The 18,370-nt window shown below is 54.4% G+C and carries 13 protein-coding genes; 5 read left to right on the forward strand and 8 right to left on the reverse strand.

The genetic code is table 11. The annotated features are described in order from the left end of the window. The first annotated feature begins 152 nt into the window (after nt 1–152). Nucleotides 153–1,058, forward strand: coding sequence for an AraC family transcriptional regulator (locus tag MKY86_RS20800; RefSeq protein ID WP_076081211.1), 906 nt, complete (start codon nt 153–155; stop codon nt 1,056–1,058). Between the two features lie 207 nt (nt 1,059–1,265). Here MKY86_RS20800 and MKY86_RS20805 read toward each other — a convergent pair whose 3' ends face one another. Continuing rightward, nucleotides 1,266–1,919 carry a GntR family transcriptional regulator gene (locus MKY86_RS20805; RefSeq protein WP_076081213.1) on the reverse strand — a complete coding sequence of 218 codons (654 nt, stop codon included), beginning with the start codon at nt 1,917–1,919 and terminating at the stop codon, nt 1,266–1,268. Between the two features lie 228 nt (nt 1,920–2,147). Between MKY86_RS20805 and uxuA the strand changes: the two genes are divergently transcribed. Together uxuA and MKY86_RS20815 are read left to right on the forward strand one after the other, a co-directional pair. Beyond that, complete coding sequence (uxuA, locus tag MKY86_RS20810) at nt 2,148–3,224, forward strand: mannonate dehydratase (RefSeq protein ID WP_076081214.1); 1,077 nt, start codon at nt 2,148–2,150, stop codon at nt 3,222–3,224. Continuing rightward, nucleotides 3,225–4,841, forward strand: coding sequence for a mannitol dehydrogenase family protein (locus MKY86_RS20815; protein ID WP_076081216.1), 1,617 nt, complete (start codon nt 3,225–3,227; stop codon nt 4,839–4,841). It begins immediately after the preceding gene. 390 nt (nt 4,842–5,231) lie between these two features. Here the strand turns inward: MKY86_RS20815 and MKY86_RS20820 are convergent, their stop codons facing one another. From MKY86_RS20820 to MKY86_RS20830, 3 genes are read right to left on the reverse strand one after another with little or no spacing between them, the layout of a single operon-like run. Further along, on the reverse strand, nt 5,232–6,815 hold the full coding sequence (locus MKY86_RS20820; protein ID WP_076081218.1) for a glycoside hydrolase family 43 protein: 1,584 nt from the start codon (nt 6,813–6,815) through the stop codon (nt 5,232–5,234). Beyond that, entirely contained in the window at nt 6,812–8,791 is a 1,980-nt protein-coding gene (locus tag MKY86_RS20825) for a YjhG/YagF family D-xylonate dehydratase (protein WP_083685421.1), read from the reverse strand. Before MKY86_RS20825 ends, MKY86_RS20820 begins: the two co-directional genes overlap by 4 nt. 41 nt (nt 8,792–8,832) lie before the next feature. Beyond that, nucleotides 8,833–9,591, reverse strand: coding sequence for an IclR family transcriptional regulator (locus tag MKY86_RS20830; protein ID WP_076081220.1), 759 nt, complete (start codon nt 9,589–9,591; stop codon nt 8,833–8,835). Nucleotides 9,592–9,687: 96 nt separating this feature from the next. On the opposite strand from MKY86_RS20830, the gene MKY86_RS20835 reads away from it, so the two are divergent. Together MKY86_RS20835 and MKY86_RS20840 are read left to right on the forward strand one after the other, a co-directional pair. Next, complete coding sequence (locus MKY86_RS20835) at nt 9,688–10,602, forward strand: dihydrodipicolinate synthase family protein (RefSeq protein WP_076081222.1); 915 nt, start codon at nt 9,688–9,690, stop codon at nt 10,600–10,602. A 296-nt stretch (nt 10,603–10,898) separates the two neighbouring features. Next, nucleotides 10,899–11,927: a CdaR family transcriptional regulator gene (locus MKY86_RS20840; protein ID WP_076081224.1), complete on the forward strand. Its 1,029-nt coding sequence runs from the start codon at nt 10,899–10,901 to the stop codon at nt 11,925–11,927. A gap of 529 nt (nt 11,928–12,456) precedes the next feature. On the opposite strand, the gene MKY86_RS20845 is transcribed toward MKY86_RS20840, so the two are convergent. The 4 genes from MKY86_RS20845 to MKY86_RS20860 all read right to left on the reverse strand — a co-directional run bounded on the left by MKY86_RS20845 (nt 12,457) and on the right by MKY86_RS20860 (nt 17,852). Beyond that, complete coding sequence (locus tag MKY86_RS20845) at nt 12,457–13,599, reverse strand: glycerate kinase (RefSeq protein WP_076081227.1); 1,143 nt, start codon at nt 13,597–13,599, stop codon at nt 12,457–12,459. 27 nt (nt 13,600–13,626) lie between these two features. Next, the gene (locus MKY86_RS20850) at nt 13,627–14,928 is read right to left on the reverse strand and encodes a GntP family permease (protein WP_076081229.1); all 1,302 of its coding nucleotides are present in this window, start codon (nt 14,926–14,928) and stop codon (nt 13,627–13,629) included. A 540-nt stretch (nt 14,929–15,468) separates the two neighbouring features. After that, entirely contained in the window at nt 15,469–15,801 is a 333-nt protein-coding gene (locus MKY86_RS20855; protein WP_076081231.1) for a hypothetical protein, read from the reverse strand. Beyond that, a complete protein-coding gene (locus MKY86_RS20860) occupies nt 15,801–17,852 on the reverse strand; it encodes a hypothetical protein (RefSeq protein ID WP_340827405.1) in 2,052 nt (683 codons plus the stop codon). The genes MKY86_RS20855 and MKY86_RS20860 overlap by 1 nt, the downstream gene beginning before the upstream one ends. Nucleotides 17,853–18,370: the final 518 nt, after the last annotated feature.

The raw sequence follows: 18,370 nt of genomic DNA on the forward strand, positions 1-18,370 counted from the left end.
TTGCCGTCCTTTTAAAGGACGGTACTGTTTCAGCGAGAAATAGAAGGATAAGTTATCGTGTGCAACATATAAATTCTTATATTTCGGATAAAACAGGCACACAGCCTGAACATCCCTATCATGAGAACGCAAAGTATCAGGGGGCGATCCTATTGGTTGCAGCTTTTGAACCGCCGGTCCCGGGGCAAAGCCTTAGTGAAACTATCATCCCGGATGTGAAAACCACGCTCAACCTGTTCGGCATGCATCTGCGCAAGGTGAGCGGGGAATGGGATTATCCGCAGCACGCCCATCCCCAATATGAATTCAATTATGTGCTTGAAGGAGAGCAGCTGCTCACCGTCAACAACCACAGCTACCTTCAACACGCCGGGGATCTGGTCCTCTTGAGGCCGGGCGACATCCACTCCAGCCGCAGCGGAAACGGCGGGGCCTTCACCTATTTCTGCATCCATTTCGATATTGATGACAAGCTGTTCATTTCACTTCTCAGCCGGCTGAATCATGTATTATTCACCTCAGAGAGCAATGTTGCCCACAGATTGGGACCGCTCCTCAGCAGGCTGGTGGAGATTTCCACCTCCGGCTCCGGCAGCATCACGATCTCCCAGCGCATGAGGCTGCAGTCTGCCGTCTTCGAGCTGTTCGCCCAGCTCTGGGAGGTCTTCTCCCTGGAGGCTGACAATTCCTCCCCGGGCACTTATGAGCGGATCGAGCTGGCCCACCAGATCCGCAGCCGCCTCCAGAGCCTGGTCTATCAGCAGTTCACGCAGGAGGTGCCCTATGACAGCCATTATGGCGTTGACGACATCGCCGCTGAGCTGGGGATCAGCCCCTCGCACTGCTACCGTGTCTTCCGTCAGGTATTCGGCCTCTCCCCCCGCGTCTACCTGTCGGAGCAGATGCTGCATGAAGCCAAGGTGCTGCTGGGTGACCACAGCCTGAGCGTCAGCCAGATCTCCGGCTTGCTCGGCTACCGCGATATCGCCCATTTCAGCAGACAGTTCAAGCGCTGGAGCGGCCAGTCACCGCGGGAATACCGCGAGGGCAGGAGCTAGGCAGAGCGCGGAGCCTGTACGGCTTTATATCAAGTAGAAGCGGCTTCGCCGTCCTTTTAAAGGACGGTACCGTTTCAGCGAGAAATAGAAGGATAAGTTATCGTGTGCAACCTATAAGTTCTTATATTTTTAGTAAAAGCCTGCCTTCATCGTTGATGAGGGCGGGCTTTATGCGCTATTGCGGGCGGTGCTTGATGAAGGCCAGCCCTATTTTTTGATATACGTGGCGAAATGCTCCTGGAGGTTCTTGGAGTCGATATCCGCCCGCAGATGGTGGTGCAGCAGCTCGTCGATCCCGGCGGTGTCCCCCTTCACAATATAATCCAGCAGCTGCTGATGCTCCTGCTGAATCGCCGCCAGCTTCTCGTCCTTCAGCATATGCAGCTTGCGATAGCGGATGTAGTGCACATTGAACTGCTGGAGCACCCCCCACAGGAACTCACGCCCGGCCAGACCGAACATCGTGCGGTGGAACTGGTCATCGAGCTGCAGGAACACCTCCGCTCCCTCCGCCTGCTCAATACACTTCTGCTGCTGCGCAAGGTTGTCCCTCAGCTCATGCAGCCCTTTTAGCGGGATATTCCCGGCCAGCGACTTCATAATCTCCTTCTCCAGCACATTGCGCAGATAGATAATCTGTTCCACGGACTCCAGGTCTATGTAGGATACGAGATTGCCTTTTTTGGGATAAATATCGACATATTGCTCCAGGGACAGCTGCTTCAGCACATCACGGATCGGCGTCCGCGACAGCTGGAAGCGCTCGGACAGAGCCGTCTCACTGATCATCGCCCCCGGCTTCAGCTCAAGGGAGAGAATCTCCTGCTTGAGGTAGGCCATTATTTCTTTTTTGGAAGTCATGGAATAGACCAACTTTCTGTTCGGGATTGTTCTTCCCCCCCATTATATAGAAAAGGGATATGAATTTCATTGACAAAGATGAACGCATATTCTATGATCATTACGAATTGAGTCTTGTATACAAGATTATGCCACATGTAACGCAGGTTCTGTAAGGTCAATTGTCACAAGGCTTCGGAAGGTTATCATTTGTATTTATGCTTATCTTACTTAAGGAGGAAAATAACAATGAATATGACTTGGAGATGGTACGGCGAGGGCAATGACAACATCACTCTTGACCACATCCGTCAAATCCCGGGCGTTATGGGCATCGTCTGGTCGCTGCACCACAAGGTGGCCGGTGAGGTCTGGGAGATGGAAGACATCCAGAAGGTGGCCGATCAGATCACAGCCAAGGGCTTCAGCACAGCGGTTGTTGAAAGCGTCAACGTTCATGATGATATCAAAATCGGACTGCCGTCCCGCGACAAATACATTGACATCTATATCGATACGATCCGCAAGCTGGCCAAGGTTGGCGTCAAGGTCATCTGCTACAACTTCATGCCGGTGTTCGACTGGACCCGCACTGAGCTGTATAAGGAGCTGCCGGACGGCTCGAATGCCCTCTTTTATGAAAAGGCTGCCATTACCGACAATCCGCGCGAGATGGTAGACCGCATCCTGAAGGGTGCCGGACAATTCACGATGCCGGGCTGGGAGCCGGAGCGGCTGGCCAAGCTGGATGAGCTGTTCGCGGCGTATGCTGACGTTACCGAGGATAAGCTGTTCGACAACCTGAAGTATTTCCTGGAGCGTATCATTCCGGTGTGTGAAGAAGTGGATATCAAAATGGCAATTCACCCGGATGATCCGGCCTGGCCGATCTTCGGACTGCCGCGCATTATCCGCAGCCGCGATACGATCCGCCGCTTCCTGGACATGGTGGACAGCCCGTATAACGGCTTGACCTTCTGTACCGGATCGCTTGGAACGAACCCGGAGAACGATCTTCCGGCGATGATCCGCGAGTTCCACGACCGGATTTATTTTGCCCATATCCGTAATGTGAAGGTGTTCGAGAACGGCGACTTCATTGAGGTATCCCACCGGGGCCGTGACGGCAGCGTAGATGTTGCAGAGGTTGTTAAGGCGTATCATGAGAGCGGCTTCACCGGTTATGTGCGTCCGGACCATGGCAGACATCTCTGGGGCGAGGAAAAGAACTGCCGTCCGGGGTATGGCCTCTACGACAGAGCGATGGGCATCATGTATCTGCTCGGCGTATGGGACAGCCTGGAGAATGTCAAGGGGGCCAAGTAAATGCTGAGTCTGAGCAGAAGCAGCATCGCGGACCGGGAAGCCTGGGAAGCCGCAGGGGTAGAGCTGCCGCAGTTCGATTTCGCAGCGGTAGCGCAGAATACGCTTGCGAAGCCGGAGTGGGTTCACTTCGGGGCGGGGAATATTTTCAGAGGCTTTGTGGCGAATGCGCACCAGAAGCTGCTGGACAGCGGCAAGGCTGACACCGGCATTATCGCCGCCGAGACTTTTGACTTCGAGATGATCGACAAGGTCTACAAGCCTTATGACAATCTGACTCTATTGGTGCTGATGAATGCGGCCGGCGACTTCCAGAAGCGGATCGTCAGCAGCATTGTCGAAGGCATCACCGCAGATAAGACGAGGGAAGCGGATTACAGCCGCCTCACTGAGATTTTCGAGAATCCCAGCCTGCAGATGGCGAGCTTCACGATTACAGAGAAGGGATATTCCCTGACCGGTCCTGATGGGCAGTATCTTGGCATTGTGCAGAAAGACATTGCCGGCGGGCCGGAGCATCCGGTTCATGCCATGAGCATCGTGGCTTCCTTCGCCTACAAGCGTTACCTGAAGGGCCAGTACCCGATGACCTTCGTCAGCATGGACAATTGCTCGCATAACGGCGACAAGCTGAAGAACGGCATGGTTACCATCGCCAAGGAATGGGCCGCTAAGAGTCTTGTAGAGGAAGGGTTTGTAGCCTACCTTGAGGATGAGCAGAAGATTACCTTCCCGCTGTCGATGATTGACAAAATCACTCCGCGCCCGTCCGAATCCGTTCAGGCGGCGCTGCTGGAGCAGGGAATCGGCGGCATGGATGTGATCGTTACCTCCAAGAATACGTACACCGCTCCCTTCGTTAATGCGGAGATCAGCGAGTACCTGGTCATTGAGGATAAGTTCACGAACGGGCGTCCGGTGCTTGAGGAAGCGGGCATTATCTTCACAGACCGCGACACGGTTAATAACGTGGAGACGATGAAGGTAACCACCTGCCTCAACCCGCTGCATACGGCGCTGGCAGTTACCGGCTGTCTGCTCGGCTACACGCTGATTGCCGATGAGATGAAGGACGCCACACTTCGCAAGCTCGTGGAGACCATCGGCTACAAGGAAGGCCTGCCGGTTGTGGTTGATCCCGGCATCCTGAGTCCGAAGCAATTCCTGGACGAGGTGCTGCAGGAACGGTTCGCCAACCCGTTCATCCCTGACACTCCGCAGCGGATCGCCACCGATACTTCACAGAAGGTCGGCATCCGCTTCGGCGAGACGATCAAGTCGTATATCCGCCGCGAGGAGCTTGACCCGGCGCAGTTAACGGCCATCCCGCTGGCGATTGCCGCGTGGTGCCGGTATCTGCTGGGCGTGAACGATGAAGGCGCTGCGTTCACGCTCAGTTCCGACCCGCTGCTGGAATCACTGCAAGCGCGGCTTGCGGGAATTACACTGGGCGCGGATGCTGCGAAGGCCGCTGGCGTACGCGCGGTGCTGGAGGATCAGGCTATCTTCGGCGTGGACCTGTACGCCGCCGGACTCGGCGGGACTATCGAGGGCATGTTCACCGAGATGCTGGCTGGTCCGGGTGCGGTAAGGGCTACGCTGGAGAAGTACACGGCCTGAGTGTGGGCGGTGGCGGCCCGGCGGCTGGATGGTTGGGCCGGCGGGGCGTTTGGAGGCCGGGTTGTTTGGAGGGCAGGCCGTCAGGGATTCAAGTGCATAAATACACCTCATTTTCGCGGATGAGCTCGATTCGGAGAATTCAAGTGCATTAATACACCTCATTTCCGCGGATGGGCTCATTTCGGAGAATTCAAGGGTATTTATGCTCTTCATCTCCCCGATTCGGCTAAATTTGCGGAATTCAAGGGTATTAATGCACTACATTTCCACAGTTTGCACGGTTTGGCTGCCCGCCCGGCCCATCGGACTACACCTATATCACACCAAAAAGACCAGGAGAAAGCTCCTGGTCTTTTTGGTGTTTGAAAGCAACTGGGGGAAGGGTCTGTTCTACTCCTGCTCCAGATACTCAAAGTAATCAAAATCCGCCGGATGCAGCGTGCCGCTGAGGTCCTGGGCACACATGCCGATGAACGTGCCGGTGAAGCGAATGTAGGCCGGGAAGTCATCGGACAGATGATAGATTTCCAGGGCCGGCCCGATCTTCTTCCAGGAGGATTCACCAACCTTGTAGTAGAACTGGGCGAGCTCGCCGTCGATGACGACCTTAAGCGCTACGCTTACTCCGGGAGGCAGCGGCACTTCAGGCGTCAGAGTGTCTTCATAGACTCCATCCTTGGAGCGGATGAGTCCCAGAGTTCGGCCAAGGACTTCATCATGAGTGATCCGCAGATAGAGGTAATCCTTCGTATCGTAATAGACGATCAGGCCGGCCATCTGCTGGAAATGCTCCGGCTCAAAGTCGACCGAGGTCTCGGCGCTGCAACGGAAGGCCTGCTGGCGCAGGGCCACCAGGCTCTGGCGGTGCATGGAGCTCATGGATTCTCTGCCTCGCAGGCGCAGATAGCCCGGACGCTCCTGAAGCGAGAGCCAGGATTCATCAGCCGGCACGCGGAGCGTGCTCCAGCGGACATCCAGCTGCGGAGCCTCGAAGTCGTCACGCGGAGCGGCTGCGGCAAAAGGATGCGCCGGAAGATCCGGTCCCTCCACCGTCTGCGATGGAGCGTTTCCGCCCCCGGACAAGGCCAGCCAGCCGTCGGCGGTGAATTCGACGCGCTGAATCGCAGTCTCCCGGCCCAGATTGCAGTACTTGTCCTTGACCGGACGGCCGCACAGATGGACCATGTACCATTCGCCGGTCTGGGTCTCGACCAGACTGGCATGGCCTGCTTTTTGCAGCGCAAGCTCGGGATTACCGGCAGAGGTCAGCAGCGGATTAACCGGAGCGGTCACATAGGGACCTTCAATCTGCTTGGCGCGGGCTACGGTCACCGCATGATCATACTGCGTACCGCCCTCAGCCGTAATCAGATAATACCAGCCGTCCTTGCGGTACAGATGCGGGCCTTCGGTTAGGGCCAGCTCCGTTCCCTTATAGATCGGAGTAACCGGTCCGACCAGGCACTGCTCTTCCACCGAATATTCCTGGAGCACAATACCTGCGAAGCTGTTGCGGCCGGTGCGGTGATCCCACAGCATATTGACCAGCCATTTGCGCCCGTCTTCATCATGGAATAGTGAAGGGTCGAAGCCGCTGCTGTTCAGGTATACAGGCTCAGACCAGGGGCCTTCGATATTCTCCGCAGTCACCAGATAGTTAGGTGTATCCTTGAAGGCACCCTGGCGGCTTTTGACATCGGTATAGATTAGATAAAAGAGTCCATTGTCGTACGTGAGGCAAGGTGCCCAGATACCGCCGGAATCGGGGTCCCCCTCCATATTGAGCTGCGAGCTGCGGGTCAGCGCATAGGTCAGCGGCCGCCAGTTCACCAGATCGCGCGAATGATGAATCCGCACGCCGGGGAACCACTCAAAGGTTGAAGTAGCAATGTAATAGTCATCTCCAGCCCGGCAGATCGACGGGTCGGGATGAAATCCGCGCAGAATCGGATTATGAATCAGATTTCGGCTCATAGTTTCTCCTCCAATGCTTGCCGTCCTGCTTCCAGTAAGGCAATGATTTTGTCGGTATCGTAGATACAGCCCTTCCAGGTTCCGCCGCTGGCCGCTTGAAGCGCAGCCCACAGCCGGGTGTCCTCCGGCAGACCCGGGTCTACCGCCAGGCCCGGATGCGGTGTCCGCGAAGCAAGAATCAGCGTTCCCGCTTCCTTGGTCAGCGGCTCATCTCCCTCGCCCACCAGATTCACGCTTCCTTCCAGAGTCACCGTATCGATCCGCACTTCCACCCAGTCATTATCGCGCAGCTTGCCGAGCGGGCCGCCAGCCAGCGCTTCCGGACCCATGTGGCCGATACAGGCACCGGTGGATACGCCGGAGAAACGGGCATCCGTGATCAGCGTGACATATTTGCCGTAGGGCAGATGCTTGAGCGCCGAGGTGAGCTGGTAGGTCTCCTCCATCCCGGTCCCGCTCGGCCCGCGGCCGATGACAGCCAGAATATCCCCGGCATGGACCATGCCCAGCTTGATGCTGCGGATAGCGGCCCGCTCAGTGGTGAACACCTTCACTCGTCCGGTATGGCGATATACACCCTCGCTGTCCAGAACGGCAGGATCGATCGCGGCCGATTTGATGACTGCGCCTTCCGGGCAGAGATTGCCGACCGGGAAGGTCATGGTGGACGCCATGCCCTGGCGCTTGGCCTCTTCCGGGCTCATGATCACGGAATCCGGGTCTACGCCGTCCGCTTCCAGCAGCCGCTGGCGCAGCTCCGTCCGGCGCTGTGAGCTCTCCCACCAGTCCAGATTCTCGCCCAGTGTCCGGCCCGTAACCGTGAGTACAGATTCGTCAAGCAGTCCCAGCTTCCGCAGATGCAGCATGACCTCAGGAACGCCCCCGGCCAGGAACACCCGGATGGTCGGATGCGGCACCGGACCATTCGGCAGCACGCTGACGAGACGCGGAACCATCCGGTTCACCCGGTTCCAGTCTTCGACAGTCGGAACCTTCAGCCCGGCGGCATGGGCGATGGCCGGCAGATGCAGCAGCAGATTCGTGGAGCCGCCGAAGGCAGCGTGCAGCACCATCGCATTCTGGATCGACTGATCTGTCAGAATGTCGCTCATGACGATTCCGTTCTGGTCCAGATGCTGAAGAGCCCGGGCCGACTGGCGGCCGATATTCTTCCAGATCGGCTGGCCCGAAGGGGACAGTGCCGAGTGCGGCAGCGCCATACCCAGCGCCTCTGCAATGACCTGGGCGGTAGCCGCCGTACCGAGGAACTGACAACCGCCGCCCGGCGTCGCGCAGGCCCGGCAGCCGAGATCCGCCGCTTCTTCAAGGGACAGCTCCCCGTTGCTGTACCGTGCCCCGATGCTCTGCACCTTGCCTGCGTCCTCTCCCTCTATCGGGGGCAAAGTCACGCCGCCGGGAACGATAATTCCCGGCAGCTTATGCATACCGGCAAGGGCCAGCAGCATGGCGGGCAGGCCTTTGTCACAGGTAGCTACGCCAAGCACACCCTTGCGGGTAGGGAGTGAACGAATCAGCCGCCGCAGCACGATGGCCGCATCATTACGGTAAGGCAAGGAATCGAACATGCCTGTGGTTCCCTGGGAACGGCCGTCACAGGGATCGCTGACATAACCGGCGAACGGAATCCCCTCATTCGCGGTAAGCTCCTCCGCAATCTCCTCCATCATCACGCCGATCTCCCAGTGACCGGTATGATATCCGAGTGCCAGCGGAGTGCCGTCCTCACGCCGGATACCGCCCATCGTTCCGAGAATCAGGTACTGGGGCCGGTTCATCAGCAGCGGATTCCAGCCCATCCCGGCATTCTGTGTCATCCCAAAAATCTCTCCGCTCGGTGCATTCCGCAGCACCTCCCCGGTGATCGGCAGCTGGCCTGCCGGACCTTCCGCAGCGGTATGTACCGGAACAGCTTCAATGATGTCTTCCTTCATAATCTCTTGTACGGTCAATTTCATATGAATCCCTTCTCTCCCTCAGAATGAATGTGCCCAGATGTCTATGACAGTGAGAGCTTCCCCGCCAGCGCCTTCACCTCACGCAGCGCAATCTCCCGCTTCGCATCGAATGCGTGCTGAAGCATCGAGGTGCTCACCGCAGCAACCGCCCTTCCTGCGGCATCCAGAACCGGCGCAGCGGCGCAGCTGATGCCCTGGATAATCTCCTCCTGATCCAGCGCATAGCCGGTCTTGCGGATCTCAGCCAGGGCTGCGGTGAACTCAGACCAGTCTGTCAGCGTGCGGGAAGTGACCGCAGGCAGCATTTTACCCGGATAACGCCGCTCCAGTTCCTCCTCCGGCAGCAGTGCCAGCATCATCTTGCCCATTGCAGTCGCATGGGCCGGAAACCGCATCCCAGGGCTGGACTCCAGCCTTACCAGGGACTGCCCCTCCTGCTTGGCCAGGTAAATAATCTCATCGCGGTCCAGCACCGACAGCTGAAAGGTCTCCCCTACCCCTCTGACACTCTGCACCGACTCTGCCAGGAACCGCTCTACCAGATTCATATTCTGCTTAAGCGAATCATTATAGACGGTATTATAATAGGAGATTCCGGCACCAAGCACGTACCTCTCGCCCGCATCCTTCACCACCCACCCCAGAGTCTCCATGGTGCGCAGCAGCGAGAACATCGAGCTTTTGTTAATGCCGGTCTCCTCGCAGAGGTCTGTCATCTTAAGCGCTCCGGTCTGTCTTGAGATGGCCTTAAGAATCAGATCAGCCCGTTCCAATGCCGGAACCCAGTACTTCTGGTCCACACCTTCATTCCCCTCTCATAAATCCATTGATTAAGCCTTCCAAGTTCACTATAATAATCATATGTTTATAATACCAAACCAGGAGGCAAAAATAAAATGAAACTTAGCCACCCGAATGCAGGTGTCATTCCTCCCGTCCCGACCATTCTGGATTCCGCCGGGAAATTCGACCGTGACGGAATGAAGCTGCTGATCGACAGCCTGATCGCCAAAGGGGTTCACGGTCTGTTCTTCCTTGGAACGGCCGGAGAATTCACCCTGTTCACCGCAGAGCAGCGTGAAGAGATCGCAGAGCTATGCCTGGAGTATACGAATGGCCGTCTTCCTGCCTGGATCGGCACCGGCAGCAACACGGCCCCTGAGACCCTCCGGCTCTCCCGCCATGCTGCTGAGCATGGAGCTACCGGCATCGTCATTATGAATCCGTATTACTACAAGCTGAACGGGGACGCCCTGTTCGCGCATTATGCCGCTGTTCTGGAAGCGGTCGATGTACCGCTCATGCTGTACAACTTCCCGGCCATGACCGGCCAGGATCTGACTCCGGCCTTCGTGGCCCGTCTGGCCGCACATTATCCGAATGTACTCGGCATCAAGGATACCGTGGATCAGCTTAGCCATATCCGCCAGATGATTATGCAGGTTAAGGCGGTTAGTCCGGACTTCTCCGTCTTTTGCGGCTTCGACGAATATTTGCTGCCCACGCTGGCTGCCGGAGGAGACGGGGCGATCGCTGCCAGTGCGAACTTTGCTCCAGAGCTGATGCTCGGCGTGTATGACAGCTTCAAGCAGGGGGACTTAGCCGGAGTGCTGTCCTTCCAGCAGCGGCTGATTGAGATTCCGGCGCTGTATGCCATCGATGACCCGTTCATCGCTTCGATCAAGGAAGCTGTCCGCTTGTCGGGTGTTCCGGTATCCACCTTCAGCCTGGCTTCGCCTGGGGTATGGAGTACGGAGCATGAGGAAAAGCTGAAGCTGATTTTCAGCCAGGCGGGTATTGCCCAAGGGTAAGCGATATTTATAGTGCGGACTCATCCATTCTTATTTTTCACAATCCCCCCTTCTATTAAGGTCAGCCCGCATTGGGGCTGGCTTTTTTGGTGCTGGGCGGTGCTTTGTGCTTTTCCTAGTGCGGCTGCTTGTACGTTTCCCTCGTAAAATTTCGCGTGAGGTTCCTTGCAAGGCTCTTAGTGCGGTTCCTCCTTTCTTCGCGGTGAAGGTTGGTCTATAATTTTGTTCAGATGCACAATGAGTGATTGAGAGGCAATATAGGCGGTTACCCGCTCAAGACGAGGAGGGCGTTCCGGTTGTTTCAGCTATCGGAGAAGCAGGCGCAGGAGATTGTAGACAAGATGATGATGGACATCCCCTATAACATCAACATCATGAACGATCAGGGGATCATCATCGGCAGTGGGCATAAGGCAAGGGTCGGCACCGTTCATCAGGGGGCTGTCGAGGCGCTGTCCACCGGGCAGAGGGTCGAAGTCATGGAGGACGGGCGATATGAGAAAAAGGGCACCAACGAACCGATTGTCATCGGCAACACCCGCGTAGGTGTAATCGGCATCTCCGGCAGCCCGGAAGAGGTCCGGCCCTTCTGCAATATCGTGAGGACCACGGTATCGCTGCTCATTGAGCAAAGAAATACGCTGGAGCATCTGGCCAGCGAAGCCAATCGCAAGAAGGCTCTGTTGGAGATGCTTCTTGACCATCAGGGAGCGTACTCCCAGAAGCTGCGAAAAGAAGCCGCGGCCTATCAGATCGATCTTCTGCTGAAGACCACCGTACTCTATCTCAAGCATGTGCAGCCGGAGCTGGATGAGGCAAAGCTCTTGTTCCTGCATCCGTCCTTCCAGCTCGACGGGGATACGTGGGTAATCCTGGTCCAGAACCGGCCGGACTGCAGCCCGCTGATTGCGCAGTTGCTGTATAACCAGCCTCAGCTCCTGCTGGCCTCAAGCCGGCTGGAGACCAGCATCGCGGAGGGCTACCGCCAAGCCAAAGCTGCTCTCGGCGTTCTTCTGGCACTCCGCCCTGCTGCGCAATCGATCCGCTACGAGGATGCGGAATTCCTGGTGAAGCTCAGTCAGGCGAAGCTGTCAGACAAGCCCGGCACGGTGATCAAGCTGGAGGATACCGCCGATCTGCTGGAGACGCTCCGCAGCTTCATCAATCACAATTGCAGCGTCTCGCAGACGGCTGAGCAGTTGAACATCCACCGCAATACGCTGCAATACCGCCTAAAGCGGATCGAGAGCATCACCGGCAAGGACCCGAGGAACCTGCTGCAGCTCTTCGAGCTTACGCATGAGCTGCTGGCGCTGTATAAGTAGATACTATAAAAGAAGCACTTGCGATTAGAACTCAAAGCCTGGTCGTCGCTGCGGTGAACATTTGGACTTCCGGCCGCTCTTGTGTTTGGATTTCCTGATTTCAAACGCTCCTCGCGGTAGAAATCCAAACACAAAGGCGGTCGCTAACGCTCCTCCAGTTCCAAATTTCCCCTCCGCTTCTTTTTGCTTTTTGTTAATTTCTTAAGTGCTTCTTCTATAAGCTAAAATTTCAGCACGATCATAGGTGGATTAAGTACATCTATTTTCCGGCTGAATTGTACACTAAGAAATTTAATTGGAAAAAAGGCATTTAATTCAGCCCAGCCCCCCACCGAACGCAGGTTTCGGGCACAGCAGTTGTACTTTTTCCATCTAAAATCCTCCAATGTGCGGATTAGTGAGAATTAGATGCTCTTTTTCCACTTGTTCCAATCAAGAGGCCAATGCAACAACTAGGCAGCCTTCAGCCGCTCCACCACAAAACAGTGGCCCCGGGGAAATTTTATTCCCGGGGCACTGTTCTCACATTCTATTCGGCTAGCTTCAGCAGCCTGGCGATATTCTCACAGGTCCGCTCGACATTGGCGGGGCCGTCAGCCAGCAGCTTCTCCAGGCTCGAAGCGCCGGGAACGATGCCGAAGACGGCGTCGATCCCTTCGGCGTAGAGCGTCTCGATTCCCTCGCCGATATACCCGGCCAGAGCGATGACTTTTTTGCCGCTGGCCTTGGCGGTGCGGGCTACGCCGTACGGCGTTTTGCCGAATTTGGTCTGGAAGTCAATCCCGCCTTCTCCGGTGAAGACGAAGTCCGCCTGCTCCAGCTTCTGCTGAAGCTCTGTGTATTCAATTACAATCTCGATCCCCTTCTGCAGCGTTGCCTGCGTGAAGATCATTAGACCCGCGCCCAGCCCCCCCGCTGCACCAGCTCCGGGAAGGTCGCGGACATCCTTGTGAAGCTGCTGCTTCACCACCGCCGCATAATGGGCCAGATTGGCGTCAAGCTGCTGCACCATATCGGGCGTGGCCCCCTTTTGTGGACCAAATACGGCTGAAGCCCCCTGCTCTCCGCAGAGCGGATTGGTCACATCACAGGCAACGATGAGCTGAACCTGCTGCAGTCTCGCATCAAGTCCGCTAACGTCAACACTCGCCAGTTGCCCCAAGCTGCCGCCGCCGCGCGGAAGTACGCTCCCAGCTTCATCGAGGAATCTGGCGCCAAGCGCTTCGGCCATTCCGGCACCGCCGTCATTGGTGGCGCTGCCGCCGATGCCAATGATGATTTTGCGGATACCACGGTTCAGACATTCCAGAATCAGCTCGCCTGTTCCGTAGGTGGTGGTGATCAGCGGATTCCGCTCCGCCTTATCCACCCGCTGAATGCCGCTGGCCGAAGCCATCTCGATGGCCGCCGTCCGGCCGTCACCGAGAATGCCGAATTGTGCCGTCACCGGCTGTCCCAGCGGTCCTGCAACTTCTAAATCATGAAGCTCTCCGCCCGAAGCGTCGACAAGGGACTGCACGGTCCCCTCCCCGCCGTCAGCCATCGGAACATGGATGTAGGTTGCTTCAGGGTATATTTTGCGTAGTCCGGCCTCCATCGCTGTACATACTTCTTTCGCGGTCATGCTCTCCTTGAAGGAATCCGGCGCCAGCACAAAGGTTCTCTCTCTCATTTCCACACCTCATCTATAATATTGATCTTAGAGTAAAAATCCGTAAACCAGCGTAGCCACAATCGTCATCGTGCCGCCAACCATGGCCTCATACGGGATGAGCCCCATGCGCTGCTTGATTGACATTTTCATACTGTCCGCCGTGACATGGAAGTAAGTGCCCTGCGGCAGCGAGTCGATGACCGTAGCTCCGGTATGAACCATCACAGCGGCAGCCAGCGGAGCGGTGCCCATATTCAGAATGGCCTGCCCGAAGGAGCCGGTAGCGACTATAACACCCGTGGATGTTGAAGCGGTAGCCGCAGCCATCAATATCCCTGAGATCGGTGCCAGGAACGTCCCGGAAATCCCGGACAGCTCAATCAGATGCACCACCTGGGCGGACAGATCGGAAGCGGAGATCAGACCGGCGATGCCGCCTGCTCCGATCAGGATCAGGATGGTTGCAGTCATTTTGCTAAGGCCGGAGGATGTATATTGCAGCACCTTGTTGCCTTGTCCCATCGCCAGCATCCCGATAATCCCCGCCAGCGGCAGAATATAGAGCGCATCCACCTTAAGCTTGGTTAACGCTTCGATCCCGGAGATGGAGCCGATCGGATTAATCATAAGCAGAACGATGGCTACAAGCGGAGCCACAATAGCTCTGCTGAGCGGCGGGTAAGCGTCCGTATTCGCGTTGTCTGCACCGTTTGCAGCTTCTGCCGTGGTAACCATGACGCCTTTTTTCTTCAGCAGGGTTGCTAAGATAACGGTTACAATTAATCCGCAGATTGCAGGAATCACGCCTGCCAGCATGACATTACTCAGATCAAGATCAAAGCCGCGCGCAGCAGCAATCGTATTCGGATTCGGTGAGATAATGTTACCTGCCTTCCCCCCGCCCGACAAGGCCAGCAGCAGCGCCAGCTTCGAGATCTCCATTTTGTTGCCTACGGATAAAGCAATCGGAGCCACAATCAGCACCGCTACCGGGATGAATACGCCCATTGCCGTAATGACCATAGTTGCCAGCGCGAGGGCCAGAATGGCCTTGCTTCCGCCGAACTTTCGGACAATAGCCTGGGCTATGGCTTCAGCCGCACCCGACTCCATCATCACACCAGCGAGCACACCGGCGGCCAGCACCCGCAGCACCGTGCCCATTACACTTTGTGTACCGCTTACAAGAACACTCACGGTCTGTTCGAGATTGGCTCCGCCGATCAGCGCCCCTGCAATGGCACCCAGGAATAGAGCGTAGACCGGATTCAATTTTCTAAGGATCAGAATAATGGCTATTGCCAGCCCTGCAAGCGCCCCATACCAACCAATGATTAATCCTTCCATTTCAAAGTTCCCCCTAACAACTTGTTGAACACGCTCTCATTATAAGGTCTGGGGGGAGGAAAAGAATATTGATGAACGGACGAAATGCATTGTGCATGTGACCAACGGAATCGGGGGGGGGGATATCTCAATTTTGGAATAAGTGCTCAGCAAAGAAATACGAACGGTTCTCTTTAATGATGTCATCAACCGTATCCTGATAGAAATCAGAAAACCCTCTTTTCAACTTCCCCGCCGAGCTCCTGGTGCTGGCCATCTCCTGCCCTCTGCTCCTCCAATTGTTCTAATATCATCATTATATTTCATTGCTTCCCTCATCATAAGGCTTTAAAGTTCAGTCAGGGTTGCAGGATTTTAGGTATATTGCTTATACAAACTGAGTGAGAATGATTACTTAAGAAGGTACAGCCAATATATACTCTAGACATATAGTTCAAAATCTAAAGAAAAGTATTCAGTTCTTCTTCAGTTACGAGACCTTGAACATGCAAAAAAAGCTCATTCCTACTCATTGTTCAAGTGGAAGAGAGCTTTTAAAGTTTACCCAATAAAAATTATTATTCCATCTCGATGGCTAAAAGCAATAGGCACTTCAGTCTCAATCAATTCGATTCTTTCAATAATTTTTATCTTCTTTTCGTCAGGTAAGTTCTCCTTCGCCCATTCTTTTATTTTTGATAATTCTTCTAAAACAAATGGAAAATCTTCTTCAACTAAATCGATCCCAACGGAAAATACTTTAGTCCACTTTAATCCTAATTGTTCGATTGCTGGTTCCCAACATTCATTGAAGAAAGACTCAGCAGCAACAGGAATAAGAAATTTCTCTTCAAACTCATCTTTTGCATCTAAAACCATAACACTAATTGACATTACTTTTTCCCTCCAAACAATGCATCAAAAGTGTAACCAGGAAATTCTTTTCTTAATTGTTCCAAGCTATTCTCAACAGCTTGCCTTAAATCAGGAGTATCTCCATCTAATCTGAAGATGAATTTCCGGATGTCTTTTATTTGATCTAACAAAGGCACATCTGGAGTCCCATTCTTAGTAGCTCGTGTAGCTGTAGCTTCTGCAATATTATTTATTCTTTTTCTAGTTTTATCCAGTATTTGTTTATCTGTAAATTGCTGAGGTGTTTGAGCAGGTAATCCAGTTTTTGGATTGATGACATCAAGCCCCTTCGCTGCTTTATCCTCATAGAAAACACCATTTTTCAAGTCAATCTCGTCAAATTCGCCAATCGGTTTTCCAGTGCGATCAACAATTTCAACTTCTTTTATTGGTCCAGCTTTACCCGTCCCCTCAACCCCACCACCCTCCAACCCATCCATATACCGCTGCTGCACCGACGTCTTCGGCAAGGCTGGAGTATCGGGGAGCTCTCCTATCTTGAAAACAAACCCTTCCGGCGTCTGCACTGCCCGTCCCAGATCCGGGAGCTTTTGCTTGATCCTTTGCAGAGCATCCTTCGTCGCTTGGCTGACGACATCTTCCACTTCAGCGAAGACTTTACCCGCTTTGCCTGCTTTGGTGACCTGGAGTCCGGGAACTAAAATCGAAGCGACCGAGCCCAGCATTTTCGCCTTCTCTTCCGGGGTGCCTTCGTCAAACTGATGATACGCCATCTTCGCCGCTTCCACCAGCACTTCGGGATGCTCGATGAGATATTGCGCTTGCTGCTTCATTTCTGTGGTAGTTTTGACTGGGTCTACCACTAGTTTGAAGGCAAGGGTTGCCGTATCCGCCACGCCCATGACGACCTCTTTCACCAATCCTTCGGCAAAAGCCAGTACCACATCTCCCGACCGACGGACCTTGCTCTCCCATTTCGTGAGACCGTACATGTTATCCAGCCACCCTAGATAACTGGTGTACATCGGGGTCAGATATTCATTTGGCACATAGACTTTCGTCTGATAAAAGTCCCAGGTGGTCTCATTTTCCTTGTTGTCTGCGGTAATTGGCGTGCCGTCCGGCAGGGTAAGCGGCGGCCCGCTCAACCGCCGCTCTGCTTCGATCTGCTCTTGAACCTGCTTAAGCGCCGCTGCGATCTGAATTTCCTGCCGCTTCGCCGCAAGCTGACTCCGCGCATACGCTCCAGCAGCAGTCTTCTCCATCGCCAGCCGCAGCAGCAGTAAATAGTCTTCGTTATGTAATAATGGAACCTTGTCCGCCGTAATTGACGGATCATACTCACAGGCGGTGACCGCTGGTTGCTTATAATGGGCGCTTAGATCCTTGCCGGGTTCATAGTAGATCTTGGCTACGCCTAGAGAAGCCAGCTTCTGCCGGGACTCTTCGGCCTTTGCATGAACTGTCTTCATCTGCGCCTGATTGCCGAACGCCTGATACACCTTGAAGGCCATCTGGGCCTTAGCGATCTCATTCCGCGCTGCGAAGATATCGTTCAGCTTACTTTGTGCAGCGATACTTTCTACGGTCAGCAAGCCGGAGGTTTGAATGACATTCCTGAGCTGCTGCACCACCGGGTCCCTGCTGAGCTCATCTTTTCCCGATAGAGCGACAATTGAAGTGATGAGATTCGTCGCACTTCGCTGCACAAAATCGGGGATGGAGAGCCGTCCGGTTGCCGGTTGCAGCCCCAAGCTTCCGAAAGCCGCGAGCAACAGATTAAATTGGCCTGTCAGCTTGTCCGCCTGCCGCTTATTCTCTTCCTGTAGCTCCGATACGCCTCTCAAGGCGACACGGATGATATCCTCTAATTTCTCCGCTTCTACGGTTAATTCATTGATCAGAACCTGGGCCTTGACCAGATGATCGCCCATGGGAATACCGCCCCAGCTACTGGACTGGCCCTTCAATTGAAGATATAGCCGATTGGTGTCCTGACTCACTTGGCCGATCTTCGTTTGCAGGCGCCGGACTTCATCTTCGTTAAATACTAGCTTTGTTGATGCCATAGCCACCCTCCCGTCATACACCATACTTACCTGTAAGTTATGTACACAAATTCATAGAATCATGGACTTATAACTCCTTGCAAACATACGGAGTTCTAAGATGATTAATTAACTCGCTTGAAAGATACTTTTTCTGGTATTGATCCAAGGTTGTATTTATGATTACGTTACCATCCAAGTAGAAGTCACCGGGCCAAATGTATGTGGAAAACCGAATACAATGTGCTTCCACCAAGGGATTCGGGCCAATGTATGCCAAAAACAGCATACATTGCGCTGTTGAGCAGGTGTGTGGTCCGAATGTATGCCAAATACAGCATACATTGTACCGGTGCGCAGGTGCATAGGCCAAATGTATGCGATAAACCGAACACAATAGATGGTCCCGCGTACTTCTTCAGAATAGAGTTCCAGTATTCCATCTAAGTATTCAATATTTATCCAATATTGATGTACATATCCCTTTATTATCGGAATTCGTTTCCATAAAGTTTATCAAAAAAATATTTTCATGACAT

The sequence above is a fragment of the Paenibacillus sp. FSL R7-0333 genome (assembly GCF_038000365.1).
Classification (GTDB): domain Bacteria; phylum Bacillota; class Bacilli; order Paenibacillales; family Paenibacillaceae; genus Paenibacillus_AQ; species Paenibacillus_AQ silagei.

Excerpts from the sequence above, each read along its gene's own strand:
- MKY86_RS20805 (WP_076081213.1), bottom strand. The coding sequence starts at position 1,919 with ATGACTTCCAAAAAAGAAATAATGGCCTACCTCAAGCAGGAGATTCTC.
- uxuA (WP_076081214.1), top strand. The coding sequence starts at position 2,148 with ATGAATATGACTTGGAGATGGTACGGCGAGGGCAATGACAACATCACT.
- MKY86_RS20815 (WP_076081216.1), top strand. The coding sequence starts at position 3,225 with ATGCTGAGTCTGAGCAGAAGCAGCATCGCGGACCGGGAAGCCTGGGAA.
- MKY86_RS20820 (WP_076081218.1), bottom strand. The coding sequence starts at position 6,815 with ATGAGCCGAAATCTGATTCATAATCCGATTCTGCGCGGATTTCATCCC.
- MKY86_RS20825 (WP_083685421.1), bottom strand. The coding sequence starts at position 8,791 with ATGAAATTGACCGTACAAGAGATTATGAAGGAAGACATCATTGAAGCT.
- MKY86_RS20835 (WP_076081222.1), top strand. The coding sequence starts at position 9,688 with ATGAAACTTAGCCACCCGAATGCAGGTGTCATTCCTCCCGTCCCGACC.
- MKY86_RS20845 (WP_076081227.1), bottom strand. The coding sequence starts at position 13,599 with ATGAGAGAGAGAACCTTTGTGCTGGCGCCGGATTCCTTCAAGGAGAGC.
- MKY86_RS20850 (WP_076081229.1), bottom strand. The coding sequence starts at position 14,928 with ATGGAAGGATTAATCATTGGTTGGTATGGGGCGCTTGCAGGGCTGGCA.
- MKY86_RS20855 (WP_076081231.1), bottom strand. The coding sequence starts at position 15,801 with ATGTCAATTAGTGTTATGGTTTTAGATGCAAAAGATGAGTTTGAAGAG.
- MKY86_RS20860 (WP_340827405.1), bottom strand. The coding sequence starts at position 17,852 with ATGGCATCAACAAAGCTAGTATTTAACGAAGATGAAGTCCGGCGCCTG.